The organism is Chromobacterium sp. IIBBL 290-4, from assembly GCF_024207115.1.
Taxonomy (GTDB): domain Bacteria; phylum Pseudomonadota; class Gammaproteobacteria; order Burkholderiales; family Chromobacteriaceae; genus Chromobacterium.
The window spans coordinates 3752338-3773124 of record NZ_CP100128.1 but is presented as its reverse complement, the minus strand read 5'-3'; the positions used below and the strand labels follow the sequence as shown (position 1 = coordinate 3773124).

Genomic DNA, 20787 nt, shown 5'->3' with positions numbered 1-20787 from the left:
CCGCCACGCTGGCCGAGCGCAACCGCGCCCAGGGCGAGCAACTGGCCGCCCAGGATATCGACATCAAGCTGCAGATCGCCGCCAGCCGCGAACTGGCCGGCCAGCTGTCCGCCCTATCCCGTCAACACGCCGCCGCCGCGGCGAAACTGGAGGCCGCCATCCATGCCACGCCTGCCGCTGCCGCCTGGGCTAGCGCTGCTATCCCTGAGCCTGTTGCCCGCCTGCTCGACACCGCCGGCCGGCCATCCGCAACCATTGCTGACCCAGCGTTGCCCAGCAGTGACGGCCTGCGCCCTGCCGGCGCTGACGCCCAAGACCAACGCCCAGCTGGCGGACAGCTGGCAGCAACACCGGGCGGCGCTTGAAGCTTGCGCCGCGCAGATCAACAGCATCATCCATTGCCAACAGAACACGCCATGACTGATTTCTACGACCGCGCCCAGGCGCTGGAACAACGCCAGCGCGAAGAAGCCCTCGCTCGCCAGTTCGCCAGGCTCGACAACGGCGCCAGCCTGAGCCATTGCGAAGATTGCGCCGAGCCGATACCGGAAGCGCGCCAACGCATCGTCGCCGGCTGCACCCGCTGCGTGCAGTGCCAGGAAGACCATGAACAAGCCCGCTGACCTGCGCCGCGCCATCGAGGCCGCCCTGCCGGAACTGCGCGACAACCCCGACCGCCTCATCATGCTGGTGGAGGATGGCGGCATCGTCACCGCGCCGGGCCGACTGAACTTCGGCTATCGCTACACCCTGAAAATCGTCATCACCGATTTCACCGGCCACCTGGACCAGCTCGTCATCCCGCTGCGCGCCTGGATCGAGCAGAACGAACCGCCGCTGGTGCAAAACCCGGAACGGCTGGAGAAAGGTTTTCGATTCGAGGTGGAATGGATCAGCGCCACCGCCGTGGATGTGCAGATCACCCTGCAACTATCCGAAAGCGTGCGCGTGGAAGTGGGCCAGGACGGCAACGTCACCGCCACCCACTACGGCGAACCGGCCGACCCGCTGGCGGATGTGCGCTATTGGGTGGTGACCGTGAAAGGCAAAACTGTCTATGACAATCGCCCGGCTTGAATCCGAGCTGTCCGGACTGCTGCACAAAGTGGAGCCGGCTGCCCGCCGCGCCCTGGCCCGCGACATCGGCCGCGCGCTGCGCCAAAGCCAGCAAAAGCGCATCGCCGCCCAGCAAAACCCGGACGGCAGCGGCTACGCCCCGCGCCGGCAGCAATACCGCGAGCAGAAAGGCCGCATCCGCCGCCAGATGTTCGCCAAACTGCGCGCCGCGCGCTGGCTCAAGATCGAGGCCACCGCCAGCGGCGTCGAGGTCGGTTTCCTGCGCCAAGTAGAGCGTATCGCCCGCGTCCATCAATACGGCCTGCGCGACCGCATCAGTCGCCACACCCACCGCGAGGCGCAATACCCGGCGCGCGAGCTGCTGGGTTTGAGCGAACAAGATTTCGAGATGCTCAAGGATAAATTGCTGTCTCTGCTTGCGGACAAATAAATCACTTCCACCCACAAAAGAACAAAAGCATAATTAATCACCTGCAAACAAAATGGTGATTTAAAGTGAGTAAACCAATATGGTGGGAAAAAACTGTTGAGTATAAGTTTGTCCGTCAGTTCATCAAGGACAATCACATGATTGCTCCGCTTGATGGAAAGCATGAGGCTGCTGGAGATGCCATACTAGGACTAGGCTTGAAATGGGTTTTAATTGAATTTAAAAAAGACGCTTCAAGTATTAATTCAGAGATTGAAAAATTTGGCAACCGATGGATTGAGGCTAAGAAATCATTAACAGGGAAAGACACCCATCATTTCCTGATATTTGGCCAGCTAAGCGAAGTTGATGGAAAGCTTGACATAAACCTTCGAGCCGTGAATTACTTCTCACTTAATAAAATAAAATGCAACGAAATATTTTCATGCGGAGTTGACCCTGAGACATTTAATGCATACTTAGTAGAGTTTGCAAAATTCAAAGAGACAGTCAGCAGCTCTGGCGGCATGGACTTGCAAGCATATGAACAAGTAATGGGAGTTAACGCCAATGGCGAAGTTGTCGCATGCGCGTCTTTGAAAGAGTTCGGCTTAGCGTTGGGTAAGCATTATGTCCATCAGCAAGAAAAGCAGCGAACTCGCTCTTACGACAGAGGCATGAGTATGTAACAGAAGCTTTTCACATAAGCCCGCGATGCGGGCTTTTTTCATCTATTCAGATCTCGTTGTCTTAGCCCACCACACAACACCCACCGCGCGACACCCCGCGCCGGCCTGTGCAAACTGGCCGGCATGGAAAACTTCGCTGACCTCTCCCGCCGCATCGAGTCGCTGATCCGCCTCGGCACCATCGCCGAGGTGGACCATGCCGCGCGGCGCGTGCGCGTCCAGACTGGCGCGCTGACCAGCAACTGGTTGCCCTGGGCGGCCAGCCGCGCCGGCCAAACCCGCGACTGGAGCCCGCCCACGGCGGGCGAGCAAGTGCTGCTGCTCTGCCCCAGCGGCGACCCGGCCGGCGGCGTGGCCCTGCTGGCCATCTATTCCGATGCCTTCGACGCGCCATCCAGCAGCCCGGATGAGCACCTGACCGTCTACCCGGACGGCGCCCGCCTCCTCTACAACCACGCCACCGGCTCGCTCAGCGTGTCCGGCGTGCGCACCGCAACCGTGCAGGCCTTTGGACTCGTTACCGTGGATTGTCCGGAAACCTTCATTCACGGCAATGTCGCCATCACCGGCAGCCTGACCGTCACCGGCGCAACCTTATTGCAGGCGGCGGCGGTGGTGGCAGGCCCTTTCAGCTACCAATCCGGCATGTCCGGCCAGGGCGGCGCCAGCGGCGCGGCGGCAATGCTCAGCGGCAACATCATCCATCAGGGCGGCGCGCTGTCGTCCAACGGCGTGACCTTGCACAGCCACACCCACCCCGACCCGCACGGCGGCAATACGGAGCCTCCCCGATGAGCAGCTACACCGGCATGAATGCCGCCACCGGTCGCGCCATTGACGACGCCGACCATATCCGCCAGTCCATCATCCGCATTCTGGCCACGCCGCAGGGCTCGCGCATCGAGCGCCGCGAGTTCGGCAGCATCCTGCCGGATCTGATCGACAGGCCGCTCAACGGCAAAACCCGCATGCAGGCCATGGCGGCCACCGTCATGGCCTTAACGGCCTGGGAGCCTCGCATCGAACTGACGCGCGTCATGCTGCAAACCGGCAGCGGCGAGTCGGCCGGTTCATTGACCATCGATATCGACGCCCGCCGCCGCGGCACCGGCCACGCGCTGCAATACTCGCTCCCCCTGAAAGGCTGATATGGCTATCGACCTCACCCGCTTGCCGCCGCCGGCCATCATGGAAACCATCGACTATGAAAGCCTGCTCGCGGAATACAAAGCCAAGCTGCTGACGCTCGTTCCCGCAGAGCAGCGCGCGGCCATAGCCGCCACCTTGCAGCTGGAAAGCGAGCCGCTGCTGATGGCGCTGCAATTGGCCTGCTACCGCGAAATGCTGCTGCGCCAGCGCATCAACGAAGCCGCCCGCGCCAGCCTGCTGGCCTATGCGGAGCGCGAAGACCTGGACAACCGCGCCGCCGACTACGGCGTGCAGCGCCTGCTGATCCAGCCAGCCCAGCCAGACGCCAACCCGCCGACAGAGGCGCAATGGGAAAGCGATGAGCGGCTGCGCATGCGTTGCCAGATGGCGATGGAGGGGCTGGCCAGCGCCGGCCCGCGCGGCGCGTATGCCTTTCATGCATTCAGCGCCAGCGCCGATGTGGCGGATGTGGATGTCGACACGCCGGCCGGCGGCACGGTGCGCGTCTGGCTGCTGGGCCGCGATGGCGCCGCCAGCTCCACCCTATGCAATACCGTCGCAGCCGCGCTCAATGCCGAAGATGTGCGCCCGCTGTGCGACACGGTGGACGTGCGCGCTGCCGCGCCGCTGTCTTTCGCCATCGAGGCCCGCATCGAATATCAGCCAGGCGGTGAGGCCGTCAGCGGCGGCTTGGCCGGCGCCAATCTTCGCTTGTCCAAAATGCTGGCCGAGCGGCGCAAGATTCGCGGCAGCGTGCCGCGCTCGGCGATTGACGCCGCCTTGCATGTGCCAGGCGTTAACCGCGTCATCCTGACCAGCCCCGCAGCGGACGTGCAATGCGGCGTCGGCCAGTTCCCCAGCTGCGCCGGCCTCTCGGTGGTGGCTTCATGAGCGCGCACTTGCTGCCCCCCAATCGCACGCCGCTTGAAGCGGCGCTGGCGGATGCTTGCGAGCTGGCTTTAGATCCGTCGCCCATTCGCGGCCTGGCCGATAGCGCACGCTGCCCGGCCGCGCTGCTGCCGTGGCTGGCGTGGTCGCGCAGCGTGGAAAACCTTGATGCCGCCGCCACTGAAGAACAGCAACGCGCGCTGATCGCCTCTTCCGTCGCCGTGCATCGCCGCAAAGGCACGCCGGCCGCGGTGCGCCAGGTGTTCCGCGACCTGGACTTGGGCGAAGTGCGCATCAGCGAAGGAAACCATCGCTGGTTGGCCGATGGCAGCATGACGGCCGATGGTTTCCCCACTGCCGGCGACCCGATGGGCTGGCCGGAATATCGCGTGCAAATAGACAAGGTGCTGTCGCTGGAACAGGCCGCCGCCGCCCGCAAGATTCTCAACGATGTCGCCCCCGCGCGTTCCGTGCTGTGGGGCTTGGACTTTACCGGCGCCACGCTGATCGCGAATGGCTACGCCAGCGCCAACGGCGCTTATACCGCAGGAGTGATACGCACATGACCGCCCTTCCCCTTCCCGCCAAACCCGGCTGGCCCAGCGTCACCCGCTACGAGGTGACCGAGCGCTTGCTGGGCGGCGACGGCGGCCCGCTCAACCGGGCGCCCGCCGAACTGCTGGAACGCACCGAGTTTCTGAAAAAGCAGATAGACGACATCGTGTCCGGCGCGCTGACAGCTGAATACGCCGACCGCCTCAAAACCCCGCGCAACATCGCCATGACAGGCGACGGCAGCTGGAGCGTGACATTCGACGCCGGCGGCAACGTCAGCGGCGCGCTGACGCTGGCCAATACCCCGGTCACGCCCGGCACCTGGGCGATGACCACCGTGGATGCGAAGGGGCGCGTCACCGCTGGCCGCGCGCTGGCGGCTTATGATGTCCCGTCGCTGGATTGGACCAAGATCACGTCCGGCAAGCCCACCACGCTGGGCGGCTACGGCATCACTGATGCCGCGAGCAAAACCGACCTGCAAACCGCAGTCAATAATCTGGTGGCCGGCGCGCCAGGCGCGCTAGACACCTTGCAGGAGCTGGCGGCCGCGCTGGGGAATGATCAGAACTTCGCCGGCACCATTGCCAATACCTTGTCGAACAAGGCAGACAAAGCCGACTTGGCCAATGCCGGTTTGCTAGGCTTTGCAAAAAACATCACGCAAGGCTCATGCTTGGAGTTTCGGCCGAATGGTTTGTATCACGTTGCCGATTTAGTCAAAGACAGGCCCATCGCCAGCAATGGCATGCTGGCAGTGAATTTCCTGGTTCCAGGCTGGGGCAGCATTGCCTACCAGTCATGGGGGGGTGCGACGTTCGAAGCTCGGGTGGAAAATGGCATCTGGCAGCCATGGGTGAAAGTGCTGAAAAGTGGCCAGCAAAGCACGCTGGCCAGCTACGGCATCACCGATGCCGCAAGCAAAACCGACCTGCAAACCGCCGTTAATAATCTGGTGGCCGGCGCGCCAGGCGCGCTAGACACCTTGCAGGAGCTGGCGGCTGCGCTGGGGAATGATCAGAACTTCGCCGGCAGTATTGCCAAGGCCTTGTCAAACAAAGCGGATAGGGCGACCACGCTAGCCGGCTACGGCATCGCCGACGCGATGCCGCTTCGCCCGAACTTGGGCGACAAGGCCGACCTCAATAGCATCACTGGCACGGGTATCTACCACCAGCGAGCGAATGCGCAAGCGGTGTCCGGCGCGAACTACCCGGTGGGCGTGGCGGGAATGTTGTTTGTATATGCCAGTGACGGCATGGTTTATCAAACGTACCAGGCATACGACAACACTGGGTTTTACTACCGCGCGCAATACAACGGCCGCTGGTCTGCATGGAAGCGGCTGGCCGACGACGCCACTACGCTAGCCGGTTACGGCATCGCCGACGCGGTGCCGCTGGATGGTGCCGGCCGAGCCAGCGCGCAATCGTTCCGGGCGGCAAAAGGCCTGCCGATGAATGACTCTGCGGCTGTCGGCTTCGCATTCGGGCCGGATGGCGATACCGGCATGTTTGCCGACTATTCCGGCTCCAACCCCAACACCGGCAGTAAAACCATCAATTTGCGGGTTGACTCTAAAGATGTCCTCGTCGCGGATGTTACCGGCGGGCTTTGGGCGCAAGGTTATGGTTGGCTGCATGATAAGTTCGCATTGTCCAGCAATCCAGTCCTGAAGGGGGTAACGAAGATCGAGCGCCTGGCGCCTGACACCATCATCACTGCCCAGGGTGGAGATGAGGGTGGGCAGCTGAATTTTGAGCGGTCGGTAAACTCCAGCCTCAATGGTGATGTTGCCATCGATATTTGGCGGAATTGCCTGAGAATTTTTGAGACCGGAGGGGAAAATCGCGGCATAGCCATAGATCTCAGCTCTCTGCCGGCGCGTATCGGGACACGCCTGGCGACAACTGACGATGTGGCCTCCGCCGCTCCGCCTGGGCAGATCGCATTTTTTGCCCGCGATGCCGCGCCGGCCGGCTGGCTGAAATGTGACGGCGCGCAAAATGTCTCACGCGTAGCGTATGCGGCGCTGTTTGCCGCCATTGGCGACCGGTTCGGCGTAGGGGATGGCAAAACAACTTTTGGTATCCCGGACTTACGCGGCGAATTTGTGCGGGGTTGGAGCGCCGGGCGCACAGACGCAGACTCAGGACGCGCTTTTGGCAGTTTACAAATGGATGCGATCCGCAACATTACGGGATCACTCAGCGCGTCTGGTACATGCTTTGATGGCGCGAGTGGAGCCATTGCACTTGCAGACACCCAGTCCGGCTCGGTTGCCAATTCTGCGACGCAGAACGGCCGTACCGATGACTTTATCTTTGATGCCAGTCGAGTGGTTCCCGTTTCGAACGAAGTCCGCCCCCGCAACATCGCCATGCTCGCCTGCATCAAAATCTGACGGAGAACACCATGACTGAAACTGCACAAAAAACCGTCTATTGCTACAGCTCAGCCACCGGCGAATACGCCGGCGAAACCACTGCGCAACGCTCGCCGCTGGATGTGGATGAGATCTACTTGATCCCGGCCTGGGCGGCCGAAACCGCGCCGCCAATGGCTGGGCCTCGCCAGGCAGTGGCATGGCGGACTGTGGATGGCGCAATTCCGCAGCATTGCATTCTGGGCGGCCGCTGGCAGCTGCTGCCCGATTGGCGCAGCGTGCCGCTGTGGTCCAAGGCCACCGCGCAGCCGGTGGCCGCCCAGCTGGGCGACACGCCGGACAGCCTGGAAGCCACCGAGCTGGAGCCGCCGCCATTTGGCGTCTGGAAAGGCAAGGCCTGGATCGTGGACACGGCCGCCCAACTGGCCGCGCAAACTGCCGCAGCCGAGGCCGAGATTGCAGCCAAGCGCAGCCAGGCCGACGCAGCCATTATCCCGCTGCAAGATGCGGCAGAGCTGAAGATGGCGACAACGGCAGAAACCGACCAGCTCACCGCCTGGCGCCGCTACCGGGTGGAGCTGTCGCGCGTGCCGCAGCAATCCGGATATCCCGCCAAAATCGACTGGCCCGCGCCGCCGGCCGCAGAATGACGAAAGCCCCGCAGATGCGGGGCTTGTTCTTTGCCGGCAGCCGTTTATCAGGCGGCGTGCTGTTCGATATGCGCCGCCTCATACCTCAGCGCCGCGGCGGCGCTGACGGCGATGAAGTGGATCGACGGGTCTTCGTGGTGGCTGGCCAAGGTCCGGCCCAAGTGCGATAGGCAGACGCAGAGGTTTTCCAACGTCTCGCGCGGGTCATGGCCAATCAAGGGGTTCAAAATATGGGCGTCATCGCGGTTGTGCATTTTTAGTCCTTGTTTTATCTATTTTGCGGCATGAAATGCCATGTCGCTATTATTCTGGGATGAACTCCGCATTCATATTGGCGTTTAAGCCAATACGCCGCATAACATCCGGCAAAAAAATATGCGCAACGAGCAAACGCGCATCCAGCCGCTTTCCGCTCTCGGCCTTAAGCCCTAGTTTTTTAGATGAATTTTCCACATGCGCGCGAATGGTGCGCTCGGTAATGCCCAGCGCCTGGGCGGCGGCGCGGTAGCTGCGTCCGGCGGCGATAAGTAAAACTACTGATACCTCCGCATCGGTTAACTGTCCTAATTGCCGGGCCTGCACGTGTTGACGCAGCGCGGCGTCGGCCAGCACCTGCCGCAAATCCTCCGCCAGCCCAACCCGCAAATGCGTGGGGGCATCCTCTTTCGCTATTTCCGCTATCGCATCCAACACCGACAGCATATCCCGAATGTCAGCCCTCTCCAGAAAGCGCTGGAGCAGGTCGGAGGCGGGAAACGGCATAAAGTCCTAGGTAGAAATACGGTCAAATTCAATGCTAGGTTGTGGCGCGGCCTGATACAACAAGCTCAGCTCGCGCCGGGAAATCATGCGGGGCAACATGCTCGGAACCTCACCCGGAGACTGAGACATGCCCCAGGACTACCACCACGGCGTCAGAGTGCTGGAAATCAACACCGGCACCCGCCCCATCCGCACCATTTCCACCGCCGTCATCGGCATGGTTTGCACCGCCGACGATGCCGACCCGGCCGCCTTCCCGCTGGACACCCCGGTCTTGCTGACGGATTTGGATGCCGCCATCGGCAAAGCCGGCGTCAAAGGCACGCTGGCCGCCAGCCTGAAAGCCATCAGCGACAACGCCAGCCCGCTGGTGGTGGCGGTGCGCGTCAAAACCGGCAAGGACGCCGCCGAGCAAAACAGCCTCATCATCGGCACCACCACGCCCGCCGGCCAAAACACCGGCCTGAAAGCGTTGCTCACCGCCGAGCAAAAAGTCAGCGTCCGCCCGCGCATTCTTGGCGTGCCGCAACTGGATACCCTGCCGGTGGCCACCGAACTGGCCGCCCTCGCCGCCAAGCTGCGCGCCATGGCCTACGTCAGCGCCAACGGCTGCAAAACCAAGGAAGACGCCGTCGCCTATCGGCAAAACTTTGGCCAGCGCGAAGTCATGGTCATCTGGCCGGACTTCATTGCCTGGGACGCCGCAGCCAACAAAGACACGCCAGTTTCGGCCATCGCCAGCGCATTGGGCTTGCGCGCGCAGATCGACGAAACCACCGGCTGGCACAAAACCCTTTCCAATGTCGTGGTGCAAGGCGTCACCGGCATCAGCCAAGACGTCTATTGGGATCTGCAAAACCCGGCCACCGACGCCGGCTTTCTCAATGAAAAAGCCGTCACTACGCTGATCCGGCGCGAAGGCTTCCGCTTCTGGGGCAGCCGCACTTGCAGCAGCGACCCGCTGTTCGCGTTCGAATCCGCCGTCCGCGCCGCCCAGGTGCTGGCCGACACCCTGGCCGAAGCGCAGTTTTGGGCCATGGACCAGCCGCTCACGCCCACGCTGGTCAAAGACATCGTGGACAGCGTCAACGCCAAGGGCCGCGAAATGGTGCGCAACGGCTATCTGCTGGGCTTTCACTGCTGGTACGACGCCAGCGCCAACGACAAGGGCGCGCTCAAGGTGGGCAAGCTGGCCATCGACTACGACTACACCCCGGTCCCGCCGCTGGAAAACCTCAATTTGCGCCAACGCATCACCGACCGCTATTTCATGGATTTCGCCGCCCAGGTGGCCGCGTAAACAAGGGAGCCCCACATGGCCGCACTGCCGCGCACCCTGCGCAAATTCAACCTGTTCAACGATGGCATGTCCTTCATCGCCGAATGCCTGTCGGTCAAGCTGCCGGCGCTCAAGATGAAAACCGAGGAGTACTCCGGCGCCGGCATGATTGGCCCGGTGGCGCTGCTCAAAGGCGTGGAAAAGCTGGAGCTGGAACACACCTACAACGGCCCCATCCCGGAAATCATCGCCACCTTCGGCGCGGAAAAGCACGATGCCGCCAAGCTGCGCTGGATGGGCAGCTACGCCAATGAAGCCACCGGCGAAAGCCATGCGGTGGAAATCGTCGCCGCCGGCCGCCATAACGAGCTGGACCCCGGCGACGCCAAAGCCGGCGAGAACGGCGAATTCAAAGTCAAAACCGACCTGACCTACCTGAAATGGATCATGGACGGCAAAGAGCTGATCGAAATCGACATCGTCAACGACGTGTTCAAGGTGGCCGGCCAGGACCGCATGGCCCAACACCGCGCCAACGTCGGCCTGTAAACCGCAATGCCCGTCGCCGGCGGGCCGCCCCAACACTTAGGAACCCAAGCCATGAACGAAAACACCATCCAGCTGGACGCCCCCATCCAGCGCGGCGAAACCAAGATCGAAACCATCGAGCTGCGCCGCCCCGGCGCCGGCGAACTGCGCGGCCTCAAACTGGCCGACGTGCTGCAGCTGGACGTGGACGCCGCCATCAAGCTGCTGCCGCGCCTGTCCATGCCGGCGCTGACGGAAGAAGAAGCCAAGCGGCTGGACCCGGCCGACCTGCTGCAATGCGCCACCGTGGTGGCCGGTTTTTTGTTGAAGAAATCGGAGCAGCCCGCCAGCCCCTCCCCGGCAGCGTAGACGACGCCATCGCCGACATCGCCACCATTTTTCATTGGCCGCCCTCGGCCTATAGCGCCATGCCGCTGGCCGAGCTGGCCAGCTGGCGCGAGGCGGCCCGCCTAAGATCAGGAGCCGCCGACGATGAATAGCAAGCTGAAAATCGAAGTGCTGCTGGCGGCCGTGGACAAACTGACCCGGCCGCTCAAGCAAGCCATGGCCGGCAACCAAGCGCTGGCGCGCGCGGTGAAAGAAAGCCGGGACCAGCTCAAGCAATTCCAAGCCGCGCAAAGCAGCATCGACGCCTTCCGCAAACTTACCAAAGAAAGCAAAGACACCGGCCAAGCGCTGGCCGGCGCGCGCCAACGCTTGGAAGCCGTCCGCCAACAGATGGAGCAAGCCGGCGGCGCCAGCATCAAACTATCCCGCGAATACGCCGCCGCCGAGCGCGCCGTAGACAAACTCAGCATGGCCCACCGCAAGCGCCTGGATGCCGCCCGCGCCGCGTCTGCCGCGCTGCAGAAAGAAGGCATCGACACCCGCCAGCTTTCCGCCACCGAAACCACCCTCGCCGCCCGCATCCAAGAAACCAACCGCGCGCTGGAGGCGCGGCAAGGCAAGCTCGATGCCGTCGCGCGCCGTCAACGCCTGCTCAACGAGGCGCAACAACGCTACAGTCACCAGCTGGAAGTCCGCGACAAGATCGCCGGCGGCGGCGCGGCCACCGTTGCCACTGGCGCAGCCATTGGCGCGCCGGTGTTCAAAATGGTTGGCGACTTCAGCCAGTTTGAAAACGCCATGCTAGGCGTCGCGCGCCAGGTGGATGGCGCCCGCGACGACAACGGCAAGCTGACCGCCACCTATTACGAAATGGGCGATGCCATCAAGGCGATGGCCACGCAAATCCCGATGGCCACCACTGAGATTGCCGCCCTGGTGGAAGGCGGCGCGCGCATGGGCGTGAAGGGCAAAGCGGACTTGCTGGAGTTCGCCCGCGTGGCCGCTCTGGCCGCCACGGCGTTTGACCTGCCTGCGGACCAGCTGTCCGAAGACATGGGCAAGATCGCCAACGTCTACAAAGTGCCGATCAAGAACATCAGCGAGCTGGGCGACGTCATCAACTACTTGGACGACAACGCCCAATCCAAAGGCGCAGATATCATCAACGTGATGCAGCGCATCGCCGGCAACGTCGGCAGCATGGATTACAAGCAGGCCGCCGCCCTGGGCAGCACCTTCCTGTCCCTGGGCGCATCGGCGGAAGTGGCCGCCACCGCCAGCAAAGCCATGGTGCGTGAGCTGCAAATCGCCGCCAAACAACCCAAGCGCTTCCAGCGCGGCCTGAAAGAGCTGGGCCTCAACGCCAAGCAAATCGAAGCGCAGATGGCGCACGATACGACGGGGGCCATCCTCAAAGTCTTGGAGGCTGTCAACAAACTGCCCAAGGTCAAGCAAATGGGCGTGATGGTGGATCTGTTCGGCAAGGAATATGGCGACGACGCCGCCAAGCTGGCGGATAACCTGGGCGAATACCGCAAGCAGCTGGCGCTGGTCAACGATGCCAAGGCCAAGGGCAGCATGCAGCGCGAAGGTGACGCCAGCAAAGACACCCTCACCGCGCAATGGCAGCTCACCAAGAACCGGCTGTTCAACCAATCGTCGGAAATGGGCAAGGCGCTGCGCCAGCCGCTGATGGACATCATGAAGGCGGCCGCGGATGTGCTGGAACGGATAAGCGCCTGGACCAAAGCCAACCCGGCGCTGGCCGCCACGCTGGTCAAGATCGCCGCGGCCGTATCGGTGCTGCTGGCCGTAGCCGGGACGCTGGGCCTGGCCATCGCCGCCGTCCTTGGCCCCATCGCGCTGGCCCGCCTCAGCCTGTCCACCCTTGGCATTCGAGCCGGCGGGGTAGTGGAAAAGCTGGTCGATCTGCGCAAGGCCGGCGCGGGCGCGGGGCAATCCCTATCCGGCAAGTTGTCCGCCGGCGTGGCCGCCGCCAAGCGCGCAGGGCAGGGGCTGGCCGATGTCTGGCGCGCATCCAGCCCGCGCGAGCCGTTGAAACGACTGTGGGAATGGACCAAGGGCTTGAAAACCAATCTGCCCGCCGCAATGCGCGCCGCTGGCGCGCGTAGCGTGGAGCTGGCCCGCGCCATGGGCACCGGCCTGGTGGACAAGTTCAAGGCCGGCAAGCTCGCGGTCTACAAATACGCCGGTGCGCTTTGGCGCGCCGTTGGCGCCCAGCTAGCGCTGGCGCGCGCCAGCGCAGGGTCAAAACTCGGCGCGGTGACGCAGTATGTCAAAACCCGCGGCGTCAAAGGCATGGCCTGGGATGGCGTCAAGGGCGGCGGCCGGCTGATCGGCGGTGGCATTGCCCGCGTGGCGGGCGGCGCGGCCAGTGCCATCATGGGCATTGGACAGGCGCTGATGTTTGTCGGCCGGCTGGCGATGGCCAACCCCATCGGCCTGGTCATTGGTCTGGCCGCCCTGCTCATCTACAAGTATTGGGAACCCATCAAGGCCTGGTTCAGCGGCTTTTGGGAGGGGCTGAAAGAAGGGCTGGCGCCGCTGGGCGCGATATTCGATCAAGTCTTTGCTGCCATCGGCCCGGCGCTGGAGCCGCTGCGTCCGGTATGGGATTGGCTGGTCGGCGCGTTCAAAACCGCTTGGGAATGGGTGTCCAAGTTGCTGGGACCGGTGGACGCCAGCAAGCAAAGCCTGGACGCGGCGGCAAATAGCGGCAAGGGCTTCGGCAAGTGGCTGGCCAACCTGATCGTCATCGGCGCGGAGCTGGCCGCCAAGTTCATCACTGTCGGCCTGGACATCATGTCCGGCATCGTGTCAGGCATCAAGAAGGGCATCGTGTGGGTCAAGGACGCCATCCTGGGCGTGGGCGACATGCTGCCGGAGTGGCTGCGCAAGAAGCTGGACATTCACAGCCCGTCACGCGTATTCGCAACCATCGGCGGTCATACCATGGCCGGCCTGGAGCAAGGCATAGACAAAGGCCAGGCCGGGCCGCTGGCCAGCATGCGCGAAGCCGCCAAACGGCTCACCGCCGCCGGCGCCGGCGTGGCCATCGCCACCGCGCCCGCCATGGCCGGCCACCTGGACCACCGCCCGCCGCTGCGCGCCAGCCCGCCGGCCGTCGCGGCGCAGCCCTCTGCCGTCAACCTCACCATCCACGCCGCGCCGGGCATGAACGAGCAGCAGCTCGCCGCCCTGGTGCAGCGCAAAGTCGAGCAGGCGCTGGCCCAGGCCGCCAGCCGTCAGGCCGCCGCGCGGCGTTCACGTTTAGGAGATATGGACTAATGCTGAGTTTGGGACCGATCAAACTGCCCATGATGGCGCTAGGCATGTTCGTGTTCATGATGGACACCCTGCCCTATCAGGAATTCAAGCAGAAATTCGCCTGGCGCTGGCCCAGCAATAGCCGCGTCGGCCGCCGCCCCGCCTATCAGTTTCTGGGCGCGGACGAAGAGTGCATCACCCTGTCCGGCCGACTGCTGCCGGAACTCACCGGCGGCGACACGGCGCTGTCGCTGCTCAAGCTGATGGCCGACCAAGGCAAGGCCTGGCCGCTGATCGAAGGCACCGGCGCTATCTACGGCTTTTACGTGGTGGAGTCGCTGGATATCGGCAAGCAAGAGTTCTTCAGCGATGGCAAGGCCCGCGCCATCGACTTCACCTTGTCGCTGAAACGCACCGATGACAGCCTGCTGGATGCCCTGGGCGCGCTCACGCGCGGCGTACTGGAGCTGATCAAATGAGCCTGCTGGATGACGCGGCCGACATGGCCGGCGGGGTAATGGATCAAGTGGGCGACATGGTGGGCGGCGCCCTGGGCGCGCTTGCGGGCGGGCTAAGCCAGCCGCGCCGGCCGCTATGCCAGATCCAGCTGGCCGGCAAAGACATCACCAGCAACATCAGCCCGCGGCTGATCAGCCTCACGCTCACCGACAACAGGGGATTTGAGGCGGACCAACTGGACATTGTGCTGGACGATGCTGACGGCCGGCTGGACATCCCGGAACGCGGCGTCACCGTCAAGCTGGCGCTGGGCTGGGCAGATGGCCCACTGGTGGACAAGGGCAGCTACATCGTGGACGAGATGGAACACACCGGCGCGCCGGACACGCTCACCCTACGCGCCCGCGCCACCGACCTGCGCGCCGGCATCGCCACCAAGCGGGAAAAGAGCTGGCACCAAACCACCTTGGGCGCCATCGTGCAGGCCATCGCCAAAGCCAACGGCCTGACGCCGGCCATCCCCGCCTGGCTGGCCAAGCAAAAGATCGAACACATCGACCAAACCAGCGAAAGCGACGCCAACTTGCTCAGCCGCCTGGCCACGCAATACGACGCCGTCGCCACCGTCAAGCAAGGCCGGCTGATCTTCTGCAAAGCCGGCGATGCGGAAACCGTCAGCGGCCAGCCCTTCCCCGCCTGCCTGATCCGGCGCGGTAGCGGCGACAGCCACCGCTTCAACGTGGCCGACCGGGATGCCTACACCGCGGTCAAGGCCTACTGGCATGACGTGCGCGGCGCGAAGAAAGGCGAAGTCATCGTCAACAAAGACACCAAATTTGAACGCCGCGCCACAGTCACCAAGCTGGGCCGCAAGAGCAAACGAACCAAGCTCACCGCCATTCAGGCCAAGGGCATCGAGCCCAGCAGCGACAACATCAAAGTGCTGCGCCATGTCTATGTCAGCGAGGCCACCGCGCTACAAGGCGCAAAAGCCGCCTGGCAAAAGCTGCAACGCGGCGTGGCGGAATTCTCCATCACCCTGGCCGAAGGTCGCCCGGAGCTGTTCCCGGAACTACCCGCCCAGGTGCAAGGCTTCAAGCCCGTCATCGACGCCACCGGCTGGGTGCTGAAGAAAGTCACCCACCAGCTGGGCGATGGCGGCTATACCACCGCGCTGGAGCTGGAGGCGAGGTTGGAGGATGTGGCGATGTGAGCCATGCCCCCTACCATCATGGACAGAAGTTGTCCTGCTGAGCTCTCAATATAAACACGCCAGGCTCAAACCATCGGATGGCCAATATAAATTTCATCCATTTAAAAAATCACAGCACAATGTTGCTTTTGCCAAATAAAATGCAAATGGCATTGAAATACAATAATGAAAATGCAATAATGATTTCACATTTGAATTTCAAATGAAATTACTTCAAAGGAGAAAATAATGGACACTCTATCCGAAATTGAAATTAATACATGCTCAGGTGCATCCGCATACGATGAATGTATCGGCTCCATAACCTTGGGAACTGCTATGGCTGGTGGTGTTGCGGGAAGTTTTTTCGCTGGAGTGGGTGCTTTTCCTGGTTTCTCGGCGGGCTTAGGCACTGGAGCAGCAATCGGTCAAATGGCTTGCGGATACTTAACAGGTGGCGCAATCAGTCATTCTAGAGGCAACTATCCCACCGTTCGTCCATACATGTACTAGCAATACTTTGCAGCCAAATCGGATTAGATCCGATATTCAAAGCAACCCAAGTGGTTGCTTTCCTCATTGAGAAATAACAATGAAATTACATCCAGTATTCATTTCAGTTTTTGTAACCACCATCATCTCCGTTATATTTTTTAAATTAAACATGCCAAAAATTGGCAAATTAATTTATATAATACCCGTCGTCATTGCTATTTTAGCGATGCTAGGCTATTTAAAATAAATCATTAAATTGATGAATTTTATTCAAAATAAGAACAGCATGCACGTTTTGTACCGTTAAAATTTTCAGCAAGGAAAATTCAAGCGTAGGCGCAAGAACTACCAACTCCTCCTGGGCAGCCCCGCAAGTCGGGGCTAATGCTTTTTAGCATCGGCTGATTGATTTTATCTCAAAATGAGATACAATGGACCGCATGAAACTCATCAGCAACCGCGCATTGCGCGACTTCGCCCAGATTCACCCCGACGCAGAACCGCCGCTGCAAGGCTGGCGCCGCACCATAGAGAAGAACGTCTTCGCCAACTATGCCGAGCTGAAGCAAGCCTTCAACAGTGTGGATAAGGTCGGCGAGCTGATGGTGTTCAACATCGGGGGCAACAAGTACCGGTTGATCGCCTTTGTGCAGTTCCCCCGGCAAGTGGTTTATGTGAAAGCTGTGCTCACGCATAGCCAGTACGACAAAGGAGACTGGAAATAATGAACGCCCGTATCGATGCAGCCAGCCTGCTGCCCGCCTGGCGGGCTTTCAGCCAGGCAACCGACATCCGCCCTATCCGCGATGCCGACCACTATGACCGCATGTGCGAGCTGCTGGACGCGCTGTGGGAAGGCACCCAGGGCGATGAACAGCACCCGCTGTGGGATTTGAGCGAGCTGGTCGGGGATCTGGTTCACGACTACGAAAACCAGCATCACCCGATGCCGAACGCCACCGGCCTGGATGCCCTGCGCCACCTCATGCAAGAGCATGGCTTGCGCCAGGGCGACTTGCCGGAGATTGGCAGTCAAGGCGTAGTGTCCGAAGTCTTGTGCGGCAAGCGCGAGTTGAATCTCCGCCAGGTCAAGCAGTTGGCTACCCGCTTCGGCGTCAGCCCGGCAACCTTCATCGACTGAACCACCGCGAGGACGTGCGATGCACTACCCTATCGCCATCGAGCCCGGCGACGACACCCACGCCTATGGCGTCATCGTGCCGGACTTGCCCGGCTGCTTCTCTGCCGGCGATACACTGGAAGAGGCCATGCGCAACGTCCGGCAAGCGATAGACTTTCATCTGGAGTGGATCAGTCAGGAAGACGGAAGCATCCCCACTGCAAGCCAAGTGAAGGACCACGCCGACAAGCCCGAATTTCAAGGCTTTCTATGGGCAGTGGTTCGGGTGGATGGTGGCGGCGGCAAGAGCTTGGCGACCATCCCTCACGCCGTCATGCAGTCGGTGGTGGATGGCGCGACACCGGCCAGAGCATGGCGCGAATACCTGGGCTTGAGTCTGGAAGACATGGCGGGCCGCCTGGGCACCAGCCAGTCCGCCTACGGCCAGCAGGAGTCTAGCGAAGAACTGCCCCAGAGCAGCCTGGAGAAGATCGCCGCCGCGCGGGGCCTGGCACTGGAACAGTTGGACTTCTAATCCACCGCCGCCGGTGGATAACCCTGTGCGCAACCGCCGCCAGGGCAATGACAAAGCGCCTCGTGCTGGAGGCGCTTATTTTTGGCGCTGATGTTGTGGCCGGCGCGGCTACAGTGGGCGCATCCACATGCCGGAGCGCCCCATGGACTTTAGCCGCCTGAACCACTACGCCGCCCTGTCCGACGACGACTTGAACGAAGCCATCGCCGCCAGCGCCAGGACAATGAAAAAGCGCCTCTTGCGAGAGGCGCTTGTTTGGTGTGGCAATGATGTGGGCGGTGGCTGTCACACTTTCAACCCGAAAAGCGGTGGATCGCCCCTGCGGGGCATCCACCCTACGAGCTTAGAGATATCTGGGTACGCGGCTCATGCTCTTGATGAGCAATATTTATCCAAAAACGACTTTGTAAATACAAGAATACACTCGGCATCACCACCATCAAATACTATTTGATCATGGGCGGCATCATTTCCAAGAAGCCGAACTAGGTGAGCATCATATGCTAATTGATGGTTTTCCAAATTAAAATCAAACTTATCTTTGTGCGGATTATTTTCTTTCACATTAAATATTTTTATTATTCTATCGTTCAACGTGGGTATTTTTTCATTTCGCCCACCCCACTCTTCAAGTGTCTTTACATCAAGAATTTTTCTACAGAGAACACCAACAGCATCCCATGCATTTATCTTAAAACAAGCCTCTGCCTGAGCCAACAAATCATCTATATCAACAATGCTTCCTTCACCTGCTTTTTTATTTGGAATAAGTGGCGGACAATCAAACTGAATAAGCAATTCAGGTCCACTTACAAGTTCATCATGTTCACTTGCATAATCAGTTAACACTGCATTTTTGTTTTTCTCATAATCATAAACAGGAGAAATGTTGGCACTAACTACATGCTTACAATTATTGCAAACTGATGAAATTGAAAAAAGAGAAAAATCATATTCCCTCCAATCATCATGAAGAAAAATTTCAGCATATTCCGAGGCATTACCTGAGCTGCAGTGTAAAACATTAAACACCACTTTTTCATTACACTTAGGACAAGCCGCTTTGAAATGCAACATGAATTCCCCCATAGAAAAAATTAGATTAAAATCTTTACAAAGACTCTGAATGCACAACCAAACCTAGCATTCAACATAGAGGTAGAGAATGAAATATTTAAATTTTCATAGTTAGCAAGCTATACGTTCTTTTCACCACCATCAATATGGTTAAAATTAAATTTACCGTAATGAAAATTAAAAATGGTGCAATTAAATAATTACAAACCCAATTTCCAGAGTTTAACTCAACACCATCAAAGGAAAGAAATTTGAAATCCAACTCAATAGAAAAAGAGTCAATCAACACATAGAAAAGTGAAAACATGACCAACAACATTGATACCACAACTGAATACGATATATTGCTATATAATTGCTCAAGCAATTTCTTCTTCTCATTAAAAAAAGAAACACTACCAGCTACAGCATTTCTTTCTTCAAGCTTATTCTGCTGCTCATAGACAAGCATCAAAACACTTAGCAGCAGTGCAGTAAATATTGCGCCAAAATTAACAAGCATGGAGAGCACTTCCGGCTTTACCCCACCACCTTTTATAGAAAACAAAACGCCAAATAAGAATGGGACACCATAGAATGTAAAGATGTCAATCTTCAACCTCCTCCCAGAAACATCACTTAACGTCCCAAGATGATCTTTCACTATGAGGAAAAAGTTAATCTTTGCGCTCATGATATATCTCCACGCCAGGGTAAAGATTTTCACAAAATTCCGAAATTATACTGGTCGCCCACTTTCGAATGCTAACCAGCTTTGGCATGCCATCAACTTGCTCAACCTCAGAAGGCACATCAATCTGGCAAACCACATTATCATTAACACGCCCTACTCTAAAAACACGCTTCCTATCACCTAGGTGTACTACTGTCTTTATTTGCTCACCCATTGGAGATAAGACCTCAACTAACTTTGCTTGTTCGGTATCGGGCTGAAAGAAGCATTTGAATGCTCCAAAATGCTTCCTGCGCTGTGGCTTTATAATCAATGTTGGCTCAAAATGACCACCATTTACTTCAACATCCTCCAGTGCTTTTACTGCATTAAATTTTACTACTTTTATTTCCTTTGCGATAGCATCCTGCCACTCAATCAATGCTTTTTCATAAGAAAGTGGGTGCATCGAAATTGCTAGCGGAACTCTCTTTCTAAAAAAATCACTAAACTCACTCAGGAAAACAGTTTTAACACCATCCCCACGAAATGTACTCATCACACATATAGCCTCATCGCACCCACGAGGAATAAAGAGATGGACATAATACTGAATCATGTCCGAATTCTTCACACCCTTCTTAAAGACTGTTTCCCCACTATCAATATCAACTATGTCTGTCCCAACGCCATAAAATCCAGACATCATATTGCATGACAATTCACGCCTATCGTCATCGCATTTCAAGCCAGAAAAATAATAGCTTCTTTTTTCATCCTCGATTCTTTTAACTCTTCCATCGCTGGCATCTTCAAAAAAAGACTTCAAAATGACATATAAATCATTACCTCGAATATCCTCCAACTTACAATAATCCGGCAGCTTGTTCTTTTTATTTTCAGGATCAAAACAGCGTATTGTATACGGTGATATGGAGTGCATTATAGAAAGCTTTCAATAAACAAAAAACTAAAGACGGTTAAAGTTTAATTTCCCGAACAGAAATTATCAGTGCTGCTAAAAAAAGAAATTACACAACGTAATGTAGCTGTAGAGGTCGTACTTGTCGCCGTTAAGGATGGCGATATGCAGGGTCGCCTCCATGTCGTTGATGAACTGCAGCGTTTCTTGCGCCAGCGCCTTGGCGCTTGGATTTGGGCGCGGCCAGCAGTGGGCTGGAGAGGGGGAGCGCCAAAATGGCGAGCGATAGATCTTTCATGGCTTATGTCCTGCGCTTTGTTCTTGTTG

General features: G+C 59.0%; 27 protein-coding genes. 22 read left to right on the top strand and 5 right to left on the bottom strand.

Annotation, left to right across the window (positions count from 1 at the left end; translation table 11 throughout):
- Positions 1-162 precede the first annotated feature (162 nt).
- The 11 genes from lysC to NKT35_RS17635 all read left to right on the top strand — a co-directional run bounded on the left by lysC (position 163) and on the right by NKT35_RS17635 (position 7803).
- The gene (gene lysC / locus NKT35_RS24230) at positions 163-420 is read left to right on the top strand and encodes an Rz1-like lysis system protein LysC (RefSeq protein ID WP_371926375.1); all 258 of its coding nucleotides are present in this window, start codon (positions 163-165) and stop codon (positions 418-420) included.
- Entirely contained in the window at positions 417-623 is a 207-nt protein-coding gene (locus NKT35_RS17680; protein ID WP_254295431.1) for a TraR/DksA family transcriptional regulator, read from the top strand. The genes lysC and NKT35_RS17680 overlap by 4 nt, the downstream gene beginning before the upstream one ends.
- Entirely contained in the window at positions 607-1077 is a 471-nt protein-coding gene (locus tag NKT35_RS17675) for a phage tail protein (RefSeq protein WP_254295429.1), read from the top strand. Before NKT35_RS17680 ends, NKT35_RS17675 begins: the two co-directional genes overlap by 17 nt.
- Positions 1058-1507: a phage virion morphogenesis protein gene (locus NKT35_RS17670; protein WP_254295427.1), complete on the top strand. Its 450-nt coding sequence runs from the start codon at positions 1058-1060 to the stop codon at positions 1505-1507. Before NKT35_RS17675 ends, NKT35_RS17670 begins: the two co-directional genes overlap by 20 nt.
- Positions 1508-1572: 65 nt before the next feature.
- Entirely contained in the window at positions 1573-2175 is a 603-nt protein-coding gene (locus NKT35_RS17665) for a hypothetical protein (protein ID WP_254295425.1), read from the top strand.
- 123 nt (positions 2176-2298) lie between these two features.
- Positions 2299-2970: a phage baseplate assembly protein V gene (locus NKT35_RS17660; protein ID WP_254295423.1), complete on the top strand. Its 672-nt coding sequence runs from the start codon at positions 2299-2301 to the stop codon at positions 2968-2970.
- Positions 2967-3323, top strand: a complete 357-nt coding sequence (locus NKT35_RS17655; RefSeq protein WP_254295421.1) for a GPW/gp25 family protein — start codon at positions 2967-2969, stop codon at positions 3321-3323. Before NKT35_RS17660 ends, NKT35_RS17655 begins: the two co-directional genes overlap by 4 nt.
- A 1-nt stretch (position 3324) precedes the next feature.
- A complete protein-coding gene (locus tag NKT35_RS17650; RefSeq protein ID WP_254295419.1) occupies positions 3325-4215 on the top strand; it encodes a baseplate assembly protein in 891 nt (296 codons plus the stop codon).
- The gene (locus NKT35_RS17645) at positions 4212-4778 is read left to right on the top strand and encodes a phage tail protein I (protein ID WP_254295417.1); all 567 of its coding nucleotides are present in this window, start codon (positions 4212-4214) and stop codon (positions 4776-4778) included. The genes NKT35_RS17650 and NKT35_RS17645 overlap by 4 nt, the downstream gene beginning before the upstream one ends.
- Positions 4775-7171 carry a tail fiber protein gene (locus NKT35_RS17640; RefSeq protein WP_254295415.1) on the top strand — a complete coding sequence of 799 codons (2397 nt, stop codon included), beginning with the start codon at positions 4775-4777 and terminating at the stop codon, positions 7169-7171. Before NKT35_RS17645 ends, NKT35_RS17640 begins: the two co-directional genes overlap by 4 nt.
- Positions 7172-7182: 11 nt before the next feature.
- Positions 7183-7803, top strand: coding sequence for a tail fiber assembly protein (locus NKT35_RS17635; protein WP_254295413.1), 621 nt, complete (start codon positions 7183-7185; stop codon positions 7801-7803).
- Positions 7804-7850: 47 nt separating this feature from the next.
- On the opposite strand, the gene NKT35_RS17630 is transcribed toward NKT35_RS17635, so the two are convergent.
- On the bottom strand, positions 7851-8057 hold the full coding sequence (locus NKT35_RS17630) for a hypothetical protein (protein WP_254295411.1): 207 nt from the start codon (positions 8055-8057) through the stop codon (positions 7851-7853).
- A 49-nt stretch (positions 8058-8106) separates the two neighbouring features.
- Positions 8107-8565: a LuxR C-terminal-related transcriptional regulator gene (locus tag NKT35_RS17625; RefSeq protein WP_254295410.1), complete on the bottom strand. Its 459-nt coding sequence runs from the start codon at positions 8563-8565 to the stop codon at positions 8107-8109.
- Positions 8566-8692: 127 nt separating this feature from the next.
- On the opposite strand from NKT35_RS17625, the gene NKT35_RS17620 reads away from it, so the two are divergent.
- The 11 genes from NKT35_RS17620 (at position 8693) to NKT35_RS17575 (ending at position 17809) form a co-directional block, all read left to right on the top strand.
- Positions 8693-9865, top strand: a complete 1173-nt coding sequence (locus tag NKT35_RS17620; RefSeq protein WP_254295407.1) for a phage tail sheath protein — start codon at positions 8693-8695, stop codon at positions 9863-9865.
- A gap of 15 nt (positions 9866-9880) precedes the next feature.
- Positions 9881-10393 carry a phage major tail tube protein gene (locus tag NKT35_RS17615; protein WP_254295406.1) on the top strand — a complete coding sequence of 171 codons (513 nt, stop codon included), beginning with the start codon at positions 9881-9883 and terminating at the stop codon, positions 10391-10393.
- Between the two features lie 51 nt (positions 10394-10444).
- Positions 10445-10741: a phage tail assembly protein gene (locus NKT35_RS17610; RefSeq protein ID WP_254295404.1), complete on the top strand. Its 297-nt coding sequence runs from the start codon at positions 10445-10447 to the stop codon at positions 10739-10741.
- The gene (locus NKT35_RS24225) at positions 10669-10872 is read left to right on the top strand and encodes a GpE family phage tail protein (RefSeq protein ID WP_081571663.1); all 204 of its coding nucleotides are present in this window, start codon (positions 10669-10671) and stop codon (positions 10870-10872) included. Before NKT35_RS17610 ends, NKT35_RS24225 begins: the two co-directional genes overlap by 73 nt.
- Positions 10865-14029: a phage tail tape measure protein gene (locus NKT35_RS17605; RefSeq protein WP_254295402.1), complete on the top strand. Its 3165-nt coding sequence runs from the start codon at positions 10865-10867 to the stop codon at positions 14027-14029. Before NKT35_RS24225 ends, NKT35_RS17605 begins: the two co-directional genes overlap by 8 nt.
- A complete protein-coding gene (locus tag NKT35_RS17600; protein ID WP_254295400.1) occupies positions 14029-14487 on the top strand; it encodes a phage tail protein in 459 nt (152 codons plus the stop codon). Before NKT35_RS17605 ends, NKT35_RS17600 begins: the two co-directional genes overlap by 1 nt.
- Positions 14484-15680: a phage late control D family protein gene (locus NKT35_RS17595; protein WP_254295398.1), complete on the top strand. Its 1197-nt coding sequence runs from the start codon at positions 14484-14486 to the stop codon at positions 15678-15680. The genes NKT35_RS17600 and NKT35_RS17595 overlap by 4 nt, the downstream gene beginning before the upstream one ends.
- 228 nt (positions 15681-15908) lie before the next feature.
- Entirely contained in the window at positions 15909-16172 is a 264-nt protein-coding gene (locus NKT35_RS17590) for a hypothetical protein (RefSeq protein WP_254295396.1), read from the top strand.
- 413 nt (positions 16173-16585) lie between these two features.
- Complete coding sequence (locus NKT35_RS17585; RefSeq protein ID WP_254295394.1) at positions 16586-16879, top strand: type II toxin-antitoxin system HigB family toxin; 294 nt, start codon at positions 16586-16588, stop codon at positions 16877-16879.
- Positions 16879-17295: a helix-turn-helix domain-containing protein gene (locus NKT35_RS17580; protein ID WP_254295392.1), complete on the top strand. Its 417-nt coding sequence runs from the start codon at positions 16879-16881 to the stop codon at positions 17293-17295. The genes NKT35_RS17585 and NKT35_RS17580 overlap by 1 nt, the downstream gene beginning before the upstream one ends.
- Positions 17296-17314: 19 nt before the next feature.
- Positions 17315-17809 (top strand): type II toxin-antitoxin system HicB family antitoxin, encoded by a 495-nt coding sequence (locus tag NKT35_RS17575; RefSeq protein WP_254295391.1) that lies wholly within the window; start codon positions 17315-17317, stop codon positions 17807-17809.
- 366 nt (positions 17810-18175) lie between these two features.
- Here NKT35_RS17575 and NKT35_RS17570 read toward each other — a convergent pair whose 3' ends face one another.
- The 3 genes from NKT35_RS17570 to NKT35_RS17560 all read right to left on the bottom strand — a co-directional run bounded on the left by NKT35_RS17570 (position 18176) and on the right by NKT35_RS17560 (position 20481).
- Entirely contained in the window at positions 18176-18886 is a 711-nt protein-coding gene (locus tag NKT35_RS17570; protein WP_254295389.1) for a hypothetical protein, read from the bottom strand.
- A gap of 97 nt (positions 18887-18983) precedes the next feature.
- Positions 18984-19559 (bottom strand): hypothetical protein, encoded by a 576-nt coding sequence (locus tag NKT35_RS17565; protein WP_254295387.1) that lies wholly within the window; start codon positions 19557-19559, stop codon positions 18984-18986.
- Positions 19543-20481 carry a hypothetical protein gene (locus NKT35_RS17560; RefSeq protein ID WP_254295385.1) on the bottom strand — a complete coding sequence of 313 codons (939 nt, stop codon included), beginning with the start codon at positions 20479-20481 and terminating at the stop codon, positions 19543-19545. The genes NKT35_RS17565 and NKT35_RS17560 overlap by 17 nt, the downstream gene beginning before the upstream one ends.
- Between the last annotated feature and the right edge of the window lie 306 nt (positions 20482-20787).